This window comes from Streptomyces sp. NPDC094143 (assembly GCF_040303825.1).
GTDB lineage: Bacteria > Actinomycetota > Actinomycetes > Streptomycetales > Streptomycetaceae > Streptomyces.
Map to the genome: position 1 here is coordinate 61,934 of NZ_JBEOTZ010000023.1, position 15,952 is coordinate 77,885.

Below are 15,952 nucleotides of genomic sequence, written 5' to 3' on the forward strand. Positions count from 1 at the left end.
TGAGTTACTTCAGTCGAAGACGAGGTTCATGTCCTTGGGCAGGGACACGTCTACGCCGTCGGGCTTGACCCCGGCCTGTGCCGCTGACGGTTCGGCGGGCCTTATGGGCATCCCAGCCCTCTGGCTGGTGTTGGCGACCTTGTCGTTGTCGGTCGACTCGTCGTTCCCGCTACCGCAGGCCGTCAACAGCAGTGTCCCGTCGTCATCAGGACGATGACGGGCGATGCGGGGCGCTGCACAGTGGCTCCCTGTGACAGAAGTGCGGTACGAGCGCTGCCCATACCTGTGGGTGGATGGCGCGAGGAGCTGCCCCCTCACGGGGCACATCCCGCAAGTCGACGGGTAGGGCTCCCTCACGGGTCCTCGAAGGACACCGTTTCCAGCACTGCCACGGTCATGTCGCATATTTCCCCCCAGTACTCCATGGCTGCGGTGTCCAGCGTGAAGATTGCTATGAAGCGTTGGGTCGGGAAGGGGATGAAGACCTGGATCTGGCCGGTGAGGAGCTTCGTCTCCTCGCCCGTCGCGGTGAGTTGCGCACCGATCGTGATCTCGCGGACGGATATGTTCGACACTGCCGGCCCACAGGGCAGCGTGATGCGGCGACTGTCGTTTCCTGGGTCCCGGCCGAGGGACTGCACGATCGCGCCCGCAGCCTCGTCGGGGGTTGCGTACGGTGACTCGATCGCGCCGACGGTAAAGGAGAAGTGCACGACACCGCCGTTGTCGTCGCTGAACACCCCCATGGCGGAATACGCCAGCCCGGCGTCTGCGAAAACCTCGGTGAGCCCGGCGTAGAAGGGCGCTGCCGACTCCCACAGGTGGGCGTCACCCTCGGGGAAGAGTTCACGGGCAAACGCGTCGGCGGCAGACAGTCGAGTACCTGGTTCGGCGTCCACGGGCAGGGCGTGGAAGCCCTCCGGGACCACGAACCAGAGGGGAGGGATGGCCGGATCGGCAGGGGTGGTTGGGATGCCAGACAGTGTCGTGCGGTTGGTGCTCATCACGCCTTGCTCGGTTCGATGTCTCCGGGAGCGGGTGCCGCGTCCTGGCCGGCCTCGTCCATCACGAAACCCCGTGACTCGGAGACGATGCCCTGTCCGTGGCCGGGAAGCGTGAACTCCACTCGCACCAGGCCACTAGGCAGTTTTGTGATGACGGGGCGCGCGACATCTGCCGGCAGTGACGACGCGAAGCTGGAGAGCCGCTCGCGCTGGGCGGGCGAGAGTTCGGCCTCGGACAGTCGGTGGTGACTTCCTGACAGCAGGCCGACCAGTTCGACGGTGCAGGGGGAGGCGTTGGTCGTCAGCCTGGCCCAAGAGCCGTCCTGGAAGGTGACTTGGAAGTCCCTGCGGCCGACACTGAAGCGTTTGGCCGTGGCGGCAGCGATGTTGCCCCGAGGTGTCTCCCACAAAGCTGTGCCGGACCCTAGTACGACGAGACGTCGAGTGGTCAGGACGATCTCCGAAACGTAGCCGTGCGGTCGTCGGGAAGGATCGAGCTGCCAGGGCAGCCCGCGGGCGGTGTCCTGTGTGTCGGCCCACATGACGGGAAAGTCGGCGACCTCGTTTTCCCTGTCCTCCAGCTTGCCGCGCCCCGGCTCGGGGTTGGTCACCCCGCCGCCCAGCAGTTCGGAGAGGATTCCCCAGGCCACTGCGAAGACGCCCGAGAGAGTGTGGCTGATCTGCACTCCGATCCTGCCGGGCAGACGGCGCACCTTGAAGGTGCCCCGCTCGGGCCAACCGGGCAGTTCGGCTTCGATGTCATTGCGCTGCCGGTCGCGAAACGAACGGCGACCCTTCACGGACGCGGCGGTTCCGGTCGCGAACGAGACCGGATAGCGTGCCAGTTGCATTTCGTCGGAATCTGGGTGCCAGTCCATTGGGATTCCAGCCCTCGTCATGAGGCGACCGACTCCTGGAATCGGTCACCGGGATTGATGAGTTCGCCTACGTGTGTGGGGATCGAAACCAGTTTGGGGGTGATCTTGAGGCCGGCGTCGATGCCGCGGCCCAAGTTGCTCATGGGGTCGATCGCCCGTTCTCCCCTGTTGAGCAGATTCCAGCCCCGGGTACCGAGCCATTGGCCATTGTGAACGGTCTTCTCGGCCACCAGCGTCATGCGCCCCATCAGTCCCTCGGCCTTGATGAGGCCACCGTGCTTGAATCCCCACAACCCGATGGTCTTTCCCTTGACCGTGAAGCTCACTGCTCCGGCCACGTTGTCGCCTATTCCGACGATGTTCCTACCGATCGTGGTGACGCCGCGGACTCCCTCGCCGAGTTGCCGTGCACGTGCGACCGCGATCGCACCGTCGGCGACCTTGACGCCCTTGGCGAACGCGCTGATGCCGGGGATGGCCCCGAGGGCCTCAAGACCCACGCTGAACCAGCTGACGTCTGCGCCGCCGGCCTTCGCCAAAAGGTGGCTGATCAGGGCAATGCCGCTGGTCACAGCCGCGGCCGTGGCGAAGATGGCTCCGAGAGGTGGAAAAGGCATGGTGATGATGGCGAGCATGCCGAGAATGCCGCTCAGGTCTCCGACCAGGTCGCCGATCGTCTTGAAGAGGTCGGCGTTGTCGTGGAGCCAGCCCTTGGCGTCGTCCCAGAAACTGTCCTCGATGGCGTCGTCGAGTTCATCGCGGATCTTGCCCGCGTAGTGTGAGGCACGCTCGTCACGCTCGGTCGTGATCCGGTTCAGCTGCAGCCGGTACTCGGTGAGTGGATCGTGATCGGTGCCGCTCGGAGAAGGACTGGGTTCTCCCGGACCCGGCTTGTTCGTCTCCGCCTTCTTCTTCTCGGCGTCAGCTTCCTCCTGCGCCTTCTTCGCGTTGGCCAGTACCTTGTCGGCCTGGATCTGAAAGCCCTCCAGCTCGCCAGCCCAGCTGGTCAGGTAGCCGTGGACGTTCTCGTAGCGCTCGGCCACGTCACGAAGCTTCTTCTCCAGGCTCTCCGACTCCTCGCGCAGGGCACCGGCGTACTTGCCCTTCAGCTCGTCGTCGTTGCCGATACCGCGGAGGAGACGGGCCTGCTCACGCAGGGAGCTCGCGACGCCCTTCATCCGCTTGACCTCGGACCGGATCTCGTCCGCGTCGCCCGGGACTGGGTCGAACTCGGCAAGGGGATGCCAATCGCGAGGCCGGGCTTTGGGAGCCGTTGTCACTTCTTCTTTTCCTTCTTGCGCAGTTCCTTGGCAAGCTCGGCGTCCAAGCCGGTGAACCCGTCGATGGTGGCCTTGATCAGCTTCCCCACGGTGTCGACGTGGGTGAGCAGACTTTCGCGGTAGTCGTCCCAGTTGTCCACGAACTCGTCCATAGCGCCCGTGATGTCACCGCTGCCCCAGTGCTCGCGCATGTCATCGCGATGATTACCCAGGTTCTTGAATTCCTTCTTGATCTTTCTGAGTCGGGACTCCGACTCCACAAGAAGGTCGACATTCACCTTGAGGTCTGCGTCGTTTGCCACGCTTACTTCTCCGGCCGGGCTTGTGGTTCTGTGGTGACAGCGGGTTGTCAGCGGTTGACCGACTGAATCTCCTGGACCGTGATTGCCTGTTCGTTGCCGAACGTCCCGTCGGGCAGGTCGCCACCCGTGCCGCCGGTGCCGGTCCAGGCGATGTCCCAGGTGATGGTGGCCTGAAGCTTGAACGTGCCGTTGCCGGAGGAGCGCAGGTACTTGAGGCCGCAGGGCGGGGTCTGGTCGGCCTTGCCCTTGGCGTACGGCTCGCCGATGGAGCCGTCGGCGTTGATGACGCACTCGCCGGAGGCGGGGTAGGTCTCGGCGTCCTCGGTGCCCGGCTCCAGCTTGAGGGCCACCGGCTTGGCAGTGGTGGTGGCCTGGATGTTGAAGCCGGGGACGTTGATGGCGGCGGTGGCCTGGACCTCGTCGAAGACGGCCTTGTCGAGCCAGGCCCAGGTCGGCAGGTTCACCTTGGTCTCCGCCTTAGGCGCGAGGGTGACCTTCGTGTCGGGCAGCTGCATGTGCTGGTAGGCGAGCGCGGCGAGCATCTCCGGCTTGATGGCCTCTTCGTAACGGGCCGGCGGGGCCTCTCCGTTCGCCACCCAGAAGGGCAGGTCGGTGCACGAGGTCCGCTTGAGGTAGTCCGGCTCGTTGGGGTTCTCGACGCCGGCCCAGAACATGCCCTTGCCGTCGTTCTCGACGTTGTAGTCCTTGTAGCCGGGGCTTCCGTCCCAGCCGAACTCGTCCTCGTAGTGCCGCTTGGTCTGGCCCAGGGCCGAACCCGCCGTCCCGCCCATGCCGGGTGTGTTCAGCTGGCGCTCCAAGTCCTCGGACATCTTCTTCTTGAAGTCCTTGGCGCCGAGGTAGGGGGCATACCAGCAGGGTGGAGGCGTCCAGTTGACGTCCGCGGGCCGCACATTGCCGGTGCTGCCGTCCTTGGTGACGGATCCGGAGTACTGGATGCGGGCGGCTGCGTAGATGCCGGTCGCGTCGCCGCCGCCCTCCTGCGCCGTGTTGGCTCCCTTGCCGGAACCCACCGGCTTCGCGGCGTAGGCGGACGGCGTGAGGAGGAGTGAGCTGAGTGCCAGGGACAGCGCCGTGGCACCAAGGAGAGCGACGCGCCGTGAACCCCTCACTGGCACTTCGCCGCCTTCGTCTCGACGAACACCTTGGAGGCCTGCCACAGGTCCTTGCCCGTGGGGAACTTGACCATCACGATCTTGTAGTAGTCGAAGTCCTCGATACTGCGCTTGGTTTCGAGAATTTTCTTCGACTTGATCTCCTTACCGAAGAACTTCCCCGAGTCCGCGCAGAACGCCACCTCCACCGACTTGCCGTTCGGGGCGGACCGTGTGGCGGCGTCGTAGTGACGCAGTGTTCCGGTCGCGGTCCAGCCGCCGTCGATCCAGGCGTTGATCTGCGTCTCTGCGTAGTGCAGCCCATCGCCGGTGGCGTACGTGGTCACGGCAGCGTCCTTGGTCGTGCGCTTGTCCACACCGCGGTAGATGGCACGGAAGAAGTTCGCCGTGTCATCCATCGCAGCCGCCTCATTCTTGTCCTTCGGCTTGTCCCAGTCGAAGACCAGGTTCATGTCCTTGGGCAGGGACACGTCCACGCCGTCCGGGTTGTCCCCGGCCTGGGCCGCTGACGGGTCGGCGGACTCCTTCGGGGTCTCCGTCCCCTGGTCGGCTCCTGCGATCTTGTTGTTGCCGACCGGCTTCTCGTCCCCGCTGCCGCAGGCCGTCAACAGCAGTACTGCCGTCGCTGTCAGTGCGGCGGCAACGGGCAATGTGCGGCGCTTCACAGTGGCTCCCCGTGAAAGAACAGAAGTGCAGTACGAGCACTGACGGTACCGGTGGGGTTTTCGGTTTCACCAGTGCGAACTACCGAGTGATCAGGGGCAAGCCGGTAGGTATGGGGCTCTTCGACGTGCCCGGATCCGTTCCCGCTCAACTGCGGCACCGACCGTCCTGAGCCAGCCCGGCCGACACCGTCATCAGCGAGCCGTATCCGGTCGCCGCCCACACGCTTCTCCCTGCCGGAACCTCGAAGTAGGGCACCGTACGGCCGCCCTCCCCCCGGTCCGTGAGGACCTCCGGGGCGCGGCGGTTCCGCAACGCGTCCGTGCACTCCTGGCATGCCGCCACGTCCAGCCGGTCGCGGCGGCCGAGCGGACGCCACGCCGTGCGGTGGGCCGCGGCGCCGTGCAGGGGGTTGAAGAAGCAGAGGGGCAGGCCGGGAGTGCCGTCCAGGGCGTCCCGGCCCTCCTTGACCAGCGCCAGGACGCCCGCCAGGTCGGGCAGGCCGCGGGCCTCGTCGAGGACCTTCCCCGCGGTGGCGTACGCGTCGAGGGCGCTCTGCAGGCCGGGTGTGGAGGCGTCGGCGGCCCGAGTTGCCTCGCCGAGTGCAATCACCTCTGCCTCCGCTTGGCTCCGCAGCCGCGTCTCGTCGGCGGCTCGGGCCGCCGCAAACACGAGTTGGGGGACGGCCGGCGAGGTCCTGCGGGCACGGACCAGCGTGCTGGCGGCGAGGACGATGAGGGCCAGCGCGGGGACGGCGACGAGCGGCCAGAGCCACCGAGCGCCGGCAGTGTTCGAGGACGGCCCGGACGCCGGTCGCTCCGAGGCCCGTGCACCGGCGGGCGCCGAGCCGTCCAGGGTCTCCAGCGCCTCCTCGTGCCGCTGGCGGCCCCTGCCCTCCGCCACCAGATCCACGGCCTTGGCGGTCAAGTCCGCGAGCCCCGCGTCCCGCATCCCCTCAAGGAACCCGGCGGCGGCCACCGCGTCCCGGGCCTGGTGGGTGTCGGCGGGCCACTCGAACCCGCGCAGGGAGTCGGGGAAGTCGCCGTCCGTCGTGATGAGGACGAGTTCCCGCTGTTCGGGGAGCCGGTCGCGGACCGTGCCCGCGAGGACATCGGAGTCGCCGTCGAAGGCGTCGCCCTTCGTGAGCGGTGTGAGTACGACCTTGATGGGTAGGCCCGTGTGCCGGATTCGCTCCGCCAACTGCCGCTGCCGAGCGGGCGGTACGGCATCGGCGTAGGCCTCGTCGACGTACACGGGCGAGCCGCGCAGGGCGGTGGCGATGCGCTGCCCGGCAGCGGGGCCGCCGGTGCCGTCCGCCGCTCGGGCGGGCGCGGCGGCGAGGGACGCCAGCAGCAGCGCCGCCAGGACGGTGGCCAGGCGTCTGACGTCAGTGGACACCAGCGGTCTCCCTCACCTTGTCGACAAGCCGGGCGATTCCCCTGGGTACGACGGTCAGCGGGCCGTCGGTGGCGTCGTAGTAGGGGAGGCGGCCGTCGCCGGACGGGGCGGGCAGTCTCAGCAGCCGGGCCGGGATGCCGCGGGGGTCGGCGATGGCGGTGTCGCGGCACAGCTCGCAGACGGGCAGCAGGCGTCGACCGGTGCCCTCGGTGGAGACCCGGACGTGGGAGAGCCGTACGCCGCGTCCGTGCAGGGGATTGACGCCGCAGCACAGCTCGTCGTCGCCGGTGAGCGCGGCACGGCCCGCCCGGGCCAGCACGATCACGGTGACCAGGGTCGCCGGATCCACCCCGGGCCGGCGGGCACGGCCGGGATCTCCGTCGAGGAGGAGCAGCGCGGCGTCGAGGCGGTCCCAGGCGCGGGGATGGTCGTCGCGGCGCTCGGTGAACTCCCGGGTGAGCGCGCTGATCTCGGCGTACGCGGTGCGCCGCAGGTAGGACGCCGACGGTTCCGTGGGTGCCGTGAGGGGCAGGCGCTCGGCCGGTTCCGTCGCCGGACGCCGCCGGCGCAGCACGAGCGCCGCGATCCCGGCCAGAACGGCGGAGAGCAGGAGGGCCGCGAAGGCGCCCACCACCAGCCCCGGCCAGAAGTCGGTGGCGAACAGCGGGGGGAGGGCGGTGTCCTCGGCGGGACTCGGGGCCGGTGCGGGGGAGGAGCCCTCGACCGGCCGGTCCGTGCGCGGCGTCCGGTCGAGGAAGGTCATCAGCGCGTCGAGGCGTTCGCCGAGGAGGTGGTCGTCGGACTCGTCCGCCCTGCTGTCGCCGAGCGTGATGTCGTCCGGCAGATCGAAGAGCAGCCGGTCGCTGTCCAGTCGCAGGCCGTGGTTGTAGGCGTCGATCGTGCCGTCGCCCGGGTCCGCGACCACGTACACCCCGGGTTTCCCGACCTTGGCGTGCACCGCCGCGGCGAACAGCTCCGTGTCATCGGCCGACTCGTTCTCGGACGTCTGCGGCACGAGCGCGACGTACACCGGGCCGCCGCCGTCGGAGCGCCGGAAGTCGTCGATCCGCTGGTGCAGACGGTCGAGTCCGCGGGCGTCGAGGACGCGCGGACTCTCCGGGTCCTGGTAGACGGCGTCCTGCCGCAGGCCCGCCGCGACGCGTTCCGCCCGGGCGGACATTTCGGCCGGGGTGGGCGGCTTCACCCCGCTGGAGGCGGTCTGGTCGAAGACAGCGGTGGCGGTCAGGGCGACCGCGACGGCGGCGAGGGCGGCCGAGGCGACGACTGCGACGACGGCGACCGCGGACGGCATCCGGTGTGCCGCGCGGTCCGCCTTCCGGGCGTTCCCCGCGTAACGGCGGCGCAGGCGGCGCCCGTACGCCGCAAGCAGCAGGATCAGCAGAGGGACGCCCGTGAGCAGGATCCCGGTGAGGAACGACTGGTTGCGGCGGTCGGACGGGCCGATGTACATCGCTTTGGGCTCGGCGTCCTCGTACTTCGCGCGAGCCGCCTCCGCCCGGGCGGCGGCTTTCTCCGGACCCTGGGCGACGACCTCCGCGAACCGCTCGAAGCTCAGCAGGGGGCCAGCGTCGTAGGGGAGTTCGTAGAGCTGGGTGCTCCAGGCGTCGTCGGCCGGAGCTCGCACGCCGAAGGCCCTGGCGTCCGTCACCCCGTGGTCGTCGACGAGCACGTACAGCCCGTTCCGTCCCAGCCGGTCGTGGACCGCGCCGAGCAGCGCCTTGCCGTCGCGGACGCTCTCGGCGGGCAGCACCAGGACGTAGGTCGGGACGCCGGTCCCCTTGGCGAGCCGCGCGAACTCGGGCGCCGTGGACCGCGGGACCGCACGCGGCAGTTGATCCGTCACGTAGACCGGCTGCTCGCGCAGGCGGTCGGCGAGATAGGCCGCCTGGGTGGGCCCGCCGGGGGTCTCGGCCTGGGCGGGTGTGGCGGTTGCGAAGACGGCCGTCAACGCGCAAAGGGCCAGGAGCAGGCGCAGGACGCGGTCGCGGCCGCTGTCACCCGCCCGTATAGGCCCTGCGTGCGCGTGGTTCGACGTGACTGCTTCCACCGGTGAGCCCCCCGCGGTCCGATCGCTGTCCGCGCGGCACTCTACTAAGGCTTCGCGAGTGCTACAGATCCACGTTGTGCGATCCACGTTGTGCGATCCACGGTGTGCGATCCACGGTGTGCGGTCGACGGTGTGCGGTCGCCGGTGTGCGATCCACGGTGTGCGATCGGTGCCGCCGGCCGGCGGCGGGGGACCGTAACGACGCGGTCCCGACTTCGTGAGTGAATCGTGCAGACGTGATGGGCGGTGCGTGACCAACACCGCCCCGGCGAGCCGCAGTTGTGGGCGTCCAGGATTCGCTGGCGCACAGGTGCCCGTCCGTCGCGCGGCTTGTGCCGAGCGGGTCGGGTGAGGGCGGCGTTGCAGAGGGATAACGCGCCGCGGCCCGGGGTTGGTGAGGCCGGACGCGCCTTGAGGGGCTTATGGGCGGCTGATACGGTGCCATGGCTTGACACTCACTTCGGCGCTGGCTATTCCGCCAGCTCAGGCACCACTTCAGCGGGCCGAGAAGTGCGAAGTGTCCCTTTTTGTAGATAACTTCTTGGGTGTACGGGGAGCGGTTGCGTGAAGATCCAAGAGCGTACGGGGGCGGGCGCCGGTCGTCCCGCCGCTCCGGCTCAGCCGTCGGTCGGTGACCGGCTTCCCACACCGCCTCGCGAGCGCAAACCGGCACTGGCCGCGCTCGCCGTACTGCTGATCCTCGTGGGTGCGCTGGGCGCGACGATGCTCGTGCTCCAGGCCGGGGACCGGATCGAGGTCGTCAAGGTGACGAAGGAGATCCAGGCCGGAGAGTCCGTCGGGGACAACGTGACCTCGGTGATGGTCGCCGCCGACGACAGCATCAACTACGTCAAGTGGGAGCAGCTGGGAGCGCTCAGGACCCTCAAGGCCAAGTCCACGATCTACAAGGACACGGTCGTGATGGGCCAGATGTTCGCCAAGGCCGCCAGCCTCCCCGCCGGGAAGGCCTCCGTCGGTCTCGCGCTGAAGGAGGGTCATTACCCCTCCGACATCAAGGCCGGTGACATCGTCTCCGCCTACCGCGTCGGCACGACGACCTCCGGCAACTCCGGCAGCAACTCCGGCGGCAACTCCGGTACGGGCGGCGGCACCTCCTCCGGCGGCGCCCTCGTCGACGACGCGCGCGTCAACACCGTCGCCGAGGACGACGACGCCACCGTGAGCACGGGCAACCTCTCGCTCACCCTCCTCGTCGACCAGGCCGACGCGGCCGCGCTCGCCACCGCGGCGGCCGCGGGCGAGGTCGCCATCGTGCACGTCCCCGGCAACTAGAAGGCGGCACCCACCCCATGGCGCTCATCGCTCTCGCCGCCGACAAGGGTTCCCCCGGCGTCACCACCGCGGCCGTCGCCCTCGCGGCGGTCTGGCCGCGGCGTGTCCTGCTCGCCGAGACGGACCCGGCGGGCGGTGACCTCGTCTACCGCAGTGCGGCCGCGCACGGCGGACCGCTCAACCCCAACACCGGCATGCTCTCCATCGCCGCGACCGCGCGCCGCGGCCTGGTGCCGGACCAGCTCTGGGACCACGTCCAGCCGCTCAGCGGCGGACTGGAGGTGCTCGTCGGGCTCGGCATCGCCGAACAGGCCGCCGGGTTCGCCGGGTTGTGGCCCACCCTCGGGCACGCCTTCGCCTCCCTCGCCGACTCCCCGCACGCCGCCGCCGACGTCATCGCCGACTGCGGACGCATCAGTGGCGACACCCCGGCCGTCGAACTGTTCCCGCACGCCTCGCTCGTGCTGCTGCTCTCCCGCACCGAGCCGGAGTCCCTCGCGCGGGTGCGCGACCGGGCCGCCGCTCTCGCGGGCAAGCTGCACGGCGGACCGCGCGGCGCCGCGAGCCTCGCCAACCCGGTCATCGGCGTCGTCCTGATCGCCGACACCGGCACCGCGGGCAAGCTCGCCTCGCAGGTCAACGACATGCTGGTGCACGCCCAGACCGGGGCCCGCGTGGTCGGCACCATCGCCGACGACCCGGCCGGCGCCGACCAGCTGGCCGGCCGCAGGCGCGGCCGGCTCGACAAGTCGCTGCTGATCCGCTCGGCCCGCAAGGTCGCCGCCGACATCCACCAGCAGTACGGCGCCGCCTGGGCAGCCTCCGCGCAGGCGAACCAGGCCCACCAAGCCCAGCAGGCCCAGGCCCAGCAAGCCCAGCAGGCCCAGGCCCACCAAGCCCCGGCCCACCACGCCCAGCACGTCCCGCACCAGCAGGCGGGTCACACGCAGGGCCACGCGGGGGCCGGCACATGACCGCTGTCGACCACCAGTTGGTCAAGCGGTTCCGCCAGGACGCCGGCGACCGCATCGCCGAACAGCGCCGGCAGGACCAGCTCAACAACGTCACTCCGATGTCCTCGGAGGACGAACGGCAGTACGCCCGCGCCGTCATAGCCCAGATCCTGGAGGAGTACGCCCGCGCCGAGATCAACGCGGGCCGTACGCCGCTGGACGCCGAGACCGAGGAGCAGTACGCGGCCGCCGTGCACGCCGCCCTGTTCGGCGTCGGCCGGCTCCAGCCGCTGCTGGACGACCCCGAGGTCGAGAACATCGACATCAACGGCTGCGACCAGGTCTTCGTCGGCTACGCCGACGGCCGCGAGGTGAAGGGCGACCCGGTCGCCGAGACCGACGAGGAGCTCATCGAGCTCATCCAGGTCCTCGGCGCCTACTCGGGCCTGTCCTCCCGCCCCTTCGACTCGGCCAACCCGCAGCTCGACCTGCGGCTGCCCGACGGGTCGCGCCTGTCGGCCGTCATGGACGTGGCCCGGCGCCCGGCGCTGTCCATCCGCCGCGCGCGCATGGGCAAGGTGTTCATCTCCGACCTCGTCGGCAACGGCACGCTGACCCCCGAGGTCGCCCACTTCCTGGCCTGCGCGGTCCGCGCCCGCAAGAACATCATGATCGCCGGCGCCACCAACGCGGGCAAGACCACGCTGCTGCGCGCCCTCGCCAACGAGATCCCCCCGCACGAGCGTCTCATCACCGTCGAACGGGCCCTGGAGCTCGGCCTCGACACCTTCCCCGACCTGCACCCCAACGTCGTCGCCTTCGAGGAACGCCTGCCCAACTCCGAGGGCCAGGGCGCCATCTCGATGGCGGAGCTGGTGCGCCGGTCGCTGCGTATGAACCCCTCCCGGGTCATCGTCGGCGAGGTCCTCGGCGACGAGATCGTCACCATGCTCAACGCGATGTCCCAGGGCAACGACGGCTCGCTGTCCACGATCCACGCCAACAGCTCCAGCGAGGTGTTCAACCGCATCTCCACCTACGCGCTGCAGGCCTCCGAGCGGCTGCCGATCGAGGCCAGCCAGATGCTGATCGCCGGTGCCGTGAACTTCGTCGTCTTCATCCAGCGGCGCAACGACTTCGGTAACGGCGGCCGTCTCCAGCGCATGGTCACCTCGGTCCGCGAGGTCAACGGCGTCGACGGCCGGGTCCTGTCCAGCGAGGTGTTCGCCGAGACGCCCGACGGCCGGGTCGTGCCGCACGCCCCCCTTGCCTGCCTGGAGGAACTGATGGCACACGGCTACCGGCCGACCGGGACCTGGGGGTGAGCCGGGGATGAACACGACGACTCTCGCCGCGCTCGGCTCGCTCGGCTCCATGGGCGGCCTGTTCTCCACCCAGGTGCTGTACTCGATCGGCAGCGGCGTCGCCGTCGGCGGCGGCCTCGCCCTGCTGCTCGTCGCCGTACGCGGACTGCCCGTCAAGCCCGACCACGAGAAGCAGAAGGCCGCCCAGCGGGCGAGCGAACTGATCCGCTTCGCCGGGCAGCGCGGCTCCCTCGCCGCGATCGTCGGACTCGTCGTCCTGCTGCTGACCCGCTGGGCGGTCGCCGGCATCGCGGCCGGTGTCCTCGTCTTCTTCTGGGACCGCCTCTTCGGCGGCGCCGGCGAGGAGCGGGCCGCCATGCGCCGCGTGGAGGCCCTGGCCTCCTGGACGGAGTCCCTGCGTGACACCATCGCGGGCGCCGTCGGCCTGGAACAGGCCATCCCGGCCTCCGCCCGCGCCGCGGCCCCCGTCCTGCGCCCCCACCTCGACGCCCTCGTCGACCGGCTGCGCGCCCGCACCCCACTGCCCGAGGCGCTCCAGCAGCTCGCCGACGAGATCGACGACGCCTCCGCCGACATCATCGTCGCGGCCCTGATCCTCAACGCCCGCCTGCGCGGCCCCGGTCTGCGCCAGGTGCTGGGCGCCCTGGCCAAGTCGGCGCGCGAGGAGGTCGACATGCGCCAGCGGGTCATGGCCCAGCGCGCCTCGACCCGCCGTTCGGTGCAGATCGTCGTCGCGGTCTCCATCGCCTTCGTCCTCGGCCTGTCCGTCTTCAACCGCGATTTCGTGGAGCCGTACGGCACGGCGGTCGGCCAGCTGGTCCTCGCCTGCGTCTGCGGCCTGTTCGCGCTCGGCTTCTGGTGGCTGCGCAAGCTGTCCACCATCGAGACGCCCGAGCGCTTCCTGGTCCGCGACCAGGCGGGTGTCCGGTTCGTCCGTCCGAGGACGCCGTCGCAGCAGCAGTCGCAGCAGCCGCAGCAGACGCTGCCGCAGGAAGAGGGGGCACGCCGGTGAACCTCACGATGCCGCTCGTCGTCGGCGCCGTCATCGGCCTCGGCCTCTACGCCCTCGTCCGCGCCCTCATGCCCGGCAAGCGCAGCCCGATCTCACAGGTCGCGCGGATCGACGCCATGCGGGCCCGCGGCTCGGTGTACGAATCGGCGCGCGTCGAGCGCGAGACGGGCCGCCTGGGCACGCTGCGGGCCGAAGTCGGCCTGCGCGTCAGCGAGTTCTACCTCCAGCAGGGCTGGGAGCAGCGCTCGCTGCGCGCGGACCTCGCGGTCCTGGAGCGCAGCTGGGAGAAGTTCCTGGCGACGAAGGTGCTGCTGGGGGTGGCGGGCCTGTTCTTCGGCCCGTTCCTCTTCGCCGTCGTCTGGACCCTCGGCGTGGGCTCCAGCCCCATCATCCCGGTGTGGCTGGCGCTGCTCTTCGCGGTGGTCTTCTTCTTCCTGCCCGACCTGGAGGTACGGCGGGACGCCGCCGAGAAGCGGCGTGACCTGCGGCGCGTGATCGGCGCCTACCTCGACCTGGTGTCGATGAGCCTGGCCGGCGGACGCGGTCTGCCCGAGGCCCTGATGGCGGCGGCCGAGGTGTCCGACGGCTGGGCCAACCAGCGCATCAGGAACGCCCTGTCCGACGCCCGGATCACCGGCGTCAGCCAGTGGCAGGCGCTCGGCCAGCTCGGCGAGGAGATCGGTGTGGAGGAACTCAAGGACCTCTCCGCATCCCTGGCGCTGGTCGCGGACGACGGTGCGAAGGTGCGCGAGTCCCTCGCCTCCCGAGCCGAGACCATGCGGCACCGCGAACTCGCCGAGATCGAGGGCAGCGCGGGCGAGAAGTCCCAGTCGATGCTCGTGGCGCAACTGCTGCTGTGCGCGGGGTTCCTGGTGTTCCTGATCTTTCCGGCGGCGATGCGGGTGTTCCAGGTGCAGTGAGCCGGCCTCCCCGACCGAAGAACCTCCCCGAACGATCTCGAAAGGACAAGACGTCATGAACGGACGCACCTTCCACACCGGCATCCCCGCCGTGGACTTCCTGGTCACCTTCCTCCAGGCGCGCACCGAGCGGGCCCGCTCCGGTGAACTGGACCGCGGTGCCTCCGCGGTCGAGTGGGTCATCATCTCCGCGGTCGTCGTGGCGATCGTCGGGGTCGTGGCCGCCATCATCAACGCCGCGCTGAGCGAGGGCGCCAACAAGGTCGGCGACTGCATCAAGGGCGCGGACGCGGGCAAGACCTGCTGACCAGCTCAGGGACAACGGGGTTCACGGGGATGCCGGCAGAGCTGGGCAGACGGACACGCCGCGGGTTGGGGGCCGCACGGAGACGGGCGGCCGCCGGCGGCGACTCGGGCATGACCGCGATCGAGTTCGTGCTGCTCACCCCGGTCCTGTTCTTCATGATCTTCGCGACGGTGCAGTTCGCCCTGTACTTCTTCGCGGACCACGTCGCCCAGGCGGCGGCCCAGGCGGGCGCGCGCAAGGCGCGCGCCACGGCCGACGAGCAGCCGGGCGCGTGGCGGGGCGAGGCACGGGACGTGGTCGACAGCTACATCCAGCAGCTGGGCCCGCAGCTGGTCCTGTCCCCGGACGTGACGATGCTGCAGCCGGAGCAGAACACGGTGGGCGTGGAGATCGAGGCGCGCGTCCCCACGGTCTTTCCCGGCCTGGACCTGACGGTGCACGCGCGGTCGGCCGGGCCCGTGGAGCGGTTCGTGCAGGAGGAGGGGAACTGATGCCGCGCTTCTCCGTCCCGGCGGAAGGCCGCCGCAGGTCCGGCGACAGCGGCCTGTCCACCGTCGAGGTCGTGATTCTCGCCCCGGTGATGATCCTGTTCATCCTCGTCCTGGTGGCCTTCGGCCAGCTCGTGGAGGGCCGCGGAGCCCTGGACGGAGCGGCCCGGGACGCGGCCCGCGCGGGCTCGATCCAGAAGAACCACGCCCTGGCCATGGCCGAGGCGAAGAAGGCCGCCGAGGCCGACCTGGCGGACGTCTGCTCGGGCCCGGTCTCGGTCGTCCAGACCAGTCAGGGCTTCGAGCCGGACACCATCTTCACGGTCGAGGTGAGCTGCCAGGTGCGGGGCCTGGCCATGCTCGGCCTGGACGTGCCGACGCGGCTGACGGCCAGCTTCAGTTCCCCGCTCGACCCGTTCCGGAGGTCGGCGTGAGACACGCAGTGAGGACCGGACGCTCCTGGTGGGCGGCGCGCCGGACGCGCCTGGACGACCGGGGCTCGGGGGCCGGCGCGGTCATCGTCTTCGCGCTCGTCTTCCTCTCCCTCTCCGCGTTCGTCATCGACGGCGGCCTGTCCATCTCCAAGCGCGAACGCGCCGCCGACATCGCCGAACAGGCCGCCCGCTACGCCGCCCAGGACATCGACCGCGAGGCGCTCTACGAGAACGAGGGCGGCCCGGCCCCCATCAACTTCGCGAACTGCGACGCCCGTGTGAAGGCCTTCGCCCGCGAGATGGACATGACGGGCGCGGACATCGCGGCGACGCACTGTGTCGCGGCGGACGCCGACGCGGTGGAGGTCGAGGTGCAGCTCACGTACTCCCCGGTCTTCACCGGGATGTTCTACGGCGGCGACGTGACCGTGCACGGCCAGGCGGTGGCGGAGAACCAGGTCGGCTGACGCCCCGGCCCGCCTCCGCCGCCCGTA

At 70.0% G+C, this 15,952-nt stretch carries 18 protein-coding genes; 9 read left to right on the top strand and 9 right to left on the bottom strand.

The genetic code is table 11. From position 1 onward, the window contains the following. Positions 1-9 precede the first annotated feature (9 nt). The 9 genes from ABTZ58_RS26470 to ABTZ58_RS26510 form a co-directional block, all read right to left on the bottom strand. A complete protein-coding gene (locus ABTZ58_RS26470) occupies positions 10-186 on the bottom strand; it encodes a hypothetical protein (RefSeq protein WP_351361494.1) in 177 nt (58 codons plus the stop codon). Between the two features lie 167 nt (positions 187-353). Beyond that, positions 354-1,004: a hypothetical protein gene (locus ABTZ58_RS26475; RefSeq protein ID WP_351361497.1), complete on the bottom strand. Its 651-nt coding sequence runs from the start codon at positions 1,002-1,004 to the stop codon at positions 354-356. After that, the gene (locus ABTZ58_RS26480) at positions 1,004-1,882 is read right to left on the bottom strand and encodes a hypothetical protein (RefSeq protein ID WP_351361500.1); all 879 of its coding nucleotides are present in this window, start codon (positions 1,880-1,882) and stop codon (positions 1,004-1,006) included. Before ABTZ58_RS26480 ends, ABTZ58_RS26475 begins: the two co-directional genes overlap by 1 nt. Positions 1,883-1,899: 17 nt before the next feature. Continuing rightward, positions 1,900-3,162, bottom strand: a complete 1,263-nt coding sequence (locus ABTZ58_RS26485; RefSeq protein ID WP_351361503.1) for a putative T7SS-secreted protein — start codon at positions 3,160-3,162, stop codon at positions 1,900-1,902. Next, positions 3,159-3,464 carry a hypothetical protein gene (locus ABTZ58_RS26490; protein ID WP_351361507.1) on the bottom strand — a complete coding sequence of 102 codons (306 nt, stop codon included), beginning with the start codon at positions 3,462-3,464 and terminating at the stop codon, positions 3,159-3,161. The genes ABTZ58_RS26485 and ABTZ58_RS26490 overlap by 4 nt, the downstream gene beginning before the upstream one ends. Positions 3,465-3,511: 47 nt before the next feature. Further along, positions 3,512-4,600, bottom strand: a complete 1,089-nt coding sequence (locus ABTZ58_RS26495; RefSeq protein ID WP_502996124.1) for a hypothetical protein — start codon at positions 4,598-4,600, stop codon at positions 3,512-3,514. Then, complete coding sequence (locus ABTZ58_RS26500) at positions 4,591-5,262, bottom strand: hypothetical protein (protein WP_351361513.1); 672 nt, start codon at positions 5,260-5,262, stop codon at positions 4,591-4,593. Before ABTZ58_RS26500 ends, ABTZ58_RS26495 begins: the two co-directional genes overlap by 10 nt. A gap of 145 nt (positions 5,263-5,407) precedes the next feature. Continuing rightward, the gene (locus tag ABTZ58_RS26505; protein ID WP_351361516.1) at positions 5,408-6,658 is read right to left on the bottom strand and encodes a hypothetical protein; all 1,251 of its coding nucleotides are present in this window, start codon (positions 6,656-6,658) and stop codon (positions 5,408-5,410) included. After that, complete coding sequence (locus tag ABTZ58_RS26510) at positions 6,648-8,627, bottom strand: hypothetical protein (protein ID WP_351361519.1); 1,980 nt, start codon at positions 8,625-8,627, stop codon at positions 6,648-6,650. The genes ABTZ58_RS26505 and ABTZ58_RS26510 overlap by 11 nt, the downstream gene beginning before the upstream one ends. A 663-nt stretch (positions 8,628-9,290) precedes the next feature. Between ABTZ58_RS26510 and ABTZ58_RS26515 the strand changes: the two genes are divergently transcribed. From ABTZ58_RS26515 to ABTZ58_RS26555, 9 genes are read left to right on the top strand one after another with little or no spacing between them, the layout of a single operon-like run. Next, positions 9,291-10,019 carry a hypothetical protein gene (locus tag ABTZ58_RS26515; RefSeq protein WP_351361521.1) on the top strand — a complete coding sequence of 243 codons (729 nt, stop codon included), beginning with the start codon at positions 9,291-9,293 and terminating at the stop codon, positions 10,017-10,019. A 17-nt stretch (positions 10,020-10,036) separates the two neighbouring features. After that, positions 10,037-10,993: a hypothetical protein gene (locus tag ABTZ58_RS26520; RefSeq protein ID WP_351361524.1), complete on the top strand. Its 957-nt coding sequence runs from the start codon at positions 10,037-10,039 to the stop codon at positions 10,991-10,993. Continuing rightward, entirely contained in the window at positions 10,990-12,297 is a 1,308-nt protein-coding gene (locus tag ABTZ58_RS26525) for a TadA family conjugal transfer-associated ATPase (RefSeq protein WP_351361526.1), read from the top strand. Before ABTZ58_RS26520 ends, ABTZ58_RS26525 begins: the two co-directional genes overlap by 4 nt. Before the next feature lie 49 nt (positions 12,298-12,346). Then, positions 12,347-13,309, top strand: coding sequence for a type II secretion system F family protein (locus tag ABTZ58_RS26530; RefSeq protein WP_351361685.1), 963 nt, complete (start codon positions 12,347-12,349; stop codon positions 13,307-13,309). Continuing rightward, positions 13,306-14,229, top strand: coding sequence for a type II secretion system F family protein (locus tag ABTZ58_RS26535; protein ID WP_351361529.1), 924 nt, complete (start codon positions 13,306-13,308; stop codon positions 14,227-14,229). Before ABTZ58_RS26530 ends, ABTZ58_RS26535 begins: the two co-directional genes overlap by 4 nt. 55 nt (positions 14,230-14,284) lie before the next feature. Then, positions 14,285-14,536 carry a hypothetical protein gene (locus ABTZ58_RS26540; protein ID WP_031107180.1) on the top strand — a complete coding sequence of 84 codons (252 nt, stop codon included), beginning with the start codon at positions 14,285-14,287 and terminating at the stop codon, positions 14,534-14,536. Between the two features lie 29 nt (positions 14,537-14,565). Further along, positions 14,566-15,027: a TadE family protein gene (locus ABTZ58_RS26545; RefSeq protein ID WP_502996125.1), complete on the top strand. Its 462-nt coding sequence runs from the start codon at positions 14,566-14,568 to the stop codon at positions 15,025-15,027. Continuing rightward, positions 15,027-15,458 carry a TadE/TadG family type IV pilus assembly protein gene (locus ABTZ58_RS26550; RefSeq protein ID WP_351361535.1) on the top strand — a complete coding sequence of 144 codons (432 nt, stop codon included), beginning with the start codon at positions 15,027-15,029 and terminating at the stop codon, positions 15,456-15,458. Before ABTZ58_RS26545 ends, ABTZ58_RS26550 begins: the two co-directional genes overlap by 1 nt. 8 nt (positions 15,459-15,466) lie before the next feature. Continuing rightward, on the top strand, positions 15,467-15,925 hold the full coding sequence (locus ABTZ58_RS26555; protein WP_351361688.1) for a TadE/TadG family type IV pilus assembly protein: 459 nt from the start codon (positions 15,467-15,469) through the stop codon (positions 15,923-15,925). Positions 15,926-15,952: the final 27 nt, after the last annotated feature.

Coding starts and splice junctions, on each gene's coding strand:
- ABTZ58_RS26475 (WP_351361497.1), bottom strand. CDS start 1,004: ATGAGCACCAACCGCACGACACTGTCTGGCATCCCAACCACCCCTGCC.
- ABTZ58_RS26480 (WP_351361500.1), bottom strand. CDS start 1,882: ATGGACTGGCACCCAGATTCCGACGAAATGCAACTGGCACGCTATCCG.
- ABTZ58_RS26520 (WP_351361524.1), top strand. CDS start 10,037: ATGGCGCTCATCGCTCTCGCCGCCGACAAGGGTTCCCCCGGCGTCACC.
- ABTZ58_RS26525 (WP_351361526.1), top strand. CDS start 10,990: ATGACCGCTGTCGACCACCAGTTGGTCAAGCGGTTCCGCCAGGACGCC.
- ABTZ58_RS26530 (WP_351361685.1), top strand. CDS start 12,347: ATGGGCGGCCTGTTCTCCACCCAGGTGCTGTACTCGATCGGCAGCGGC.
- ABTZ58_RS26540 (WP_031107180.1), top strand. CDS start 14,285: ATGAACGGACGCACCTTCCACACCGGCATCCCCGCCGTGGACTTCCTG.
- ABTZ58_RS26545 (WP_502996125.1), top strand. CDS start 14,566: ATGCCGGCAGAGCTGGGCAGACGGACACGCCGCGGGTTGGGGGCCGCA.
- ABTZ58_RS26550 (WP_351361535.1), top strand. CDS start 15,027: ATGCCGCGCTTCTCCGTCCCGGCGGAAGGCCGCCGCAGGTCCGGCGAC.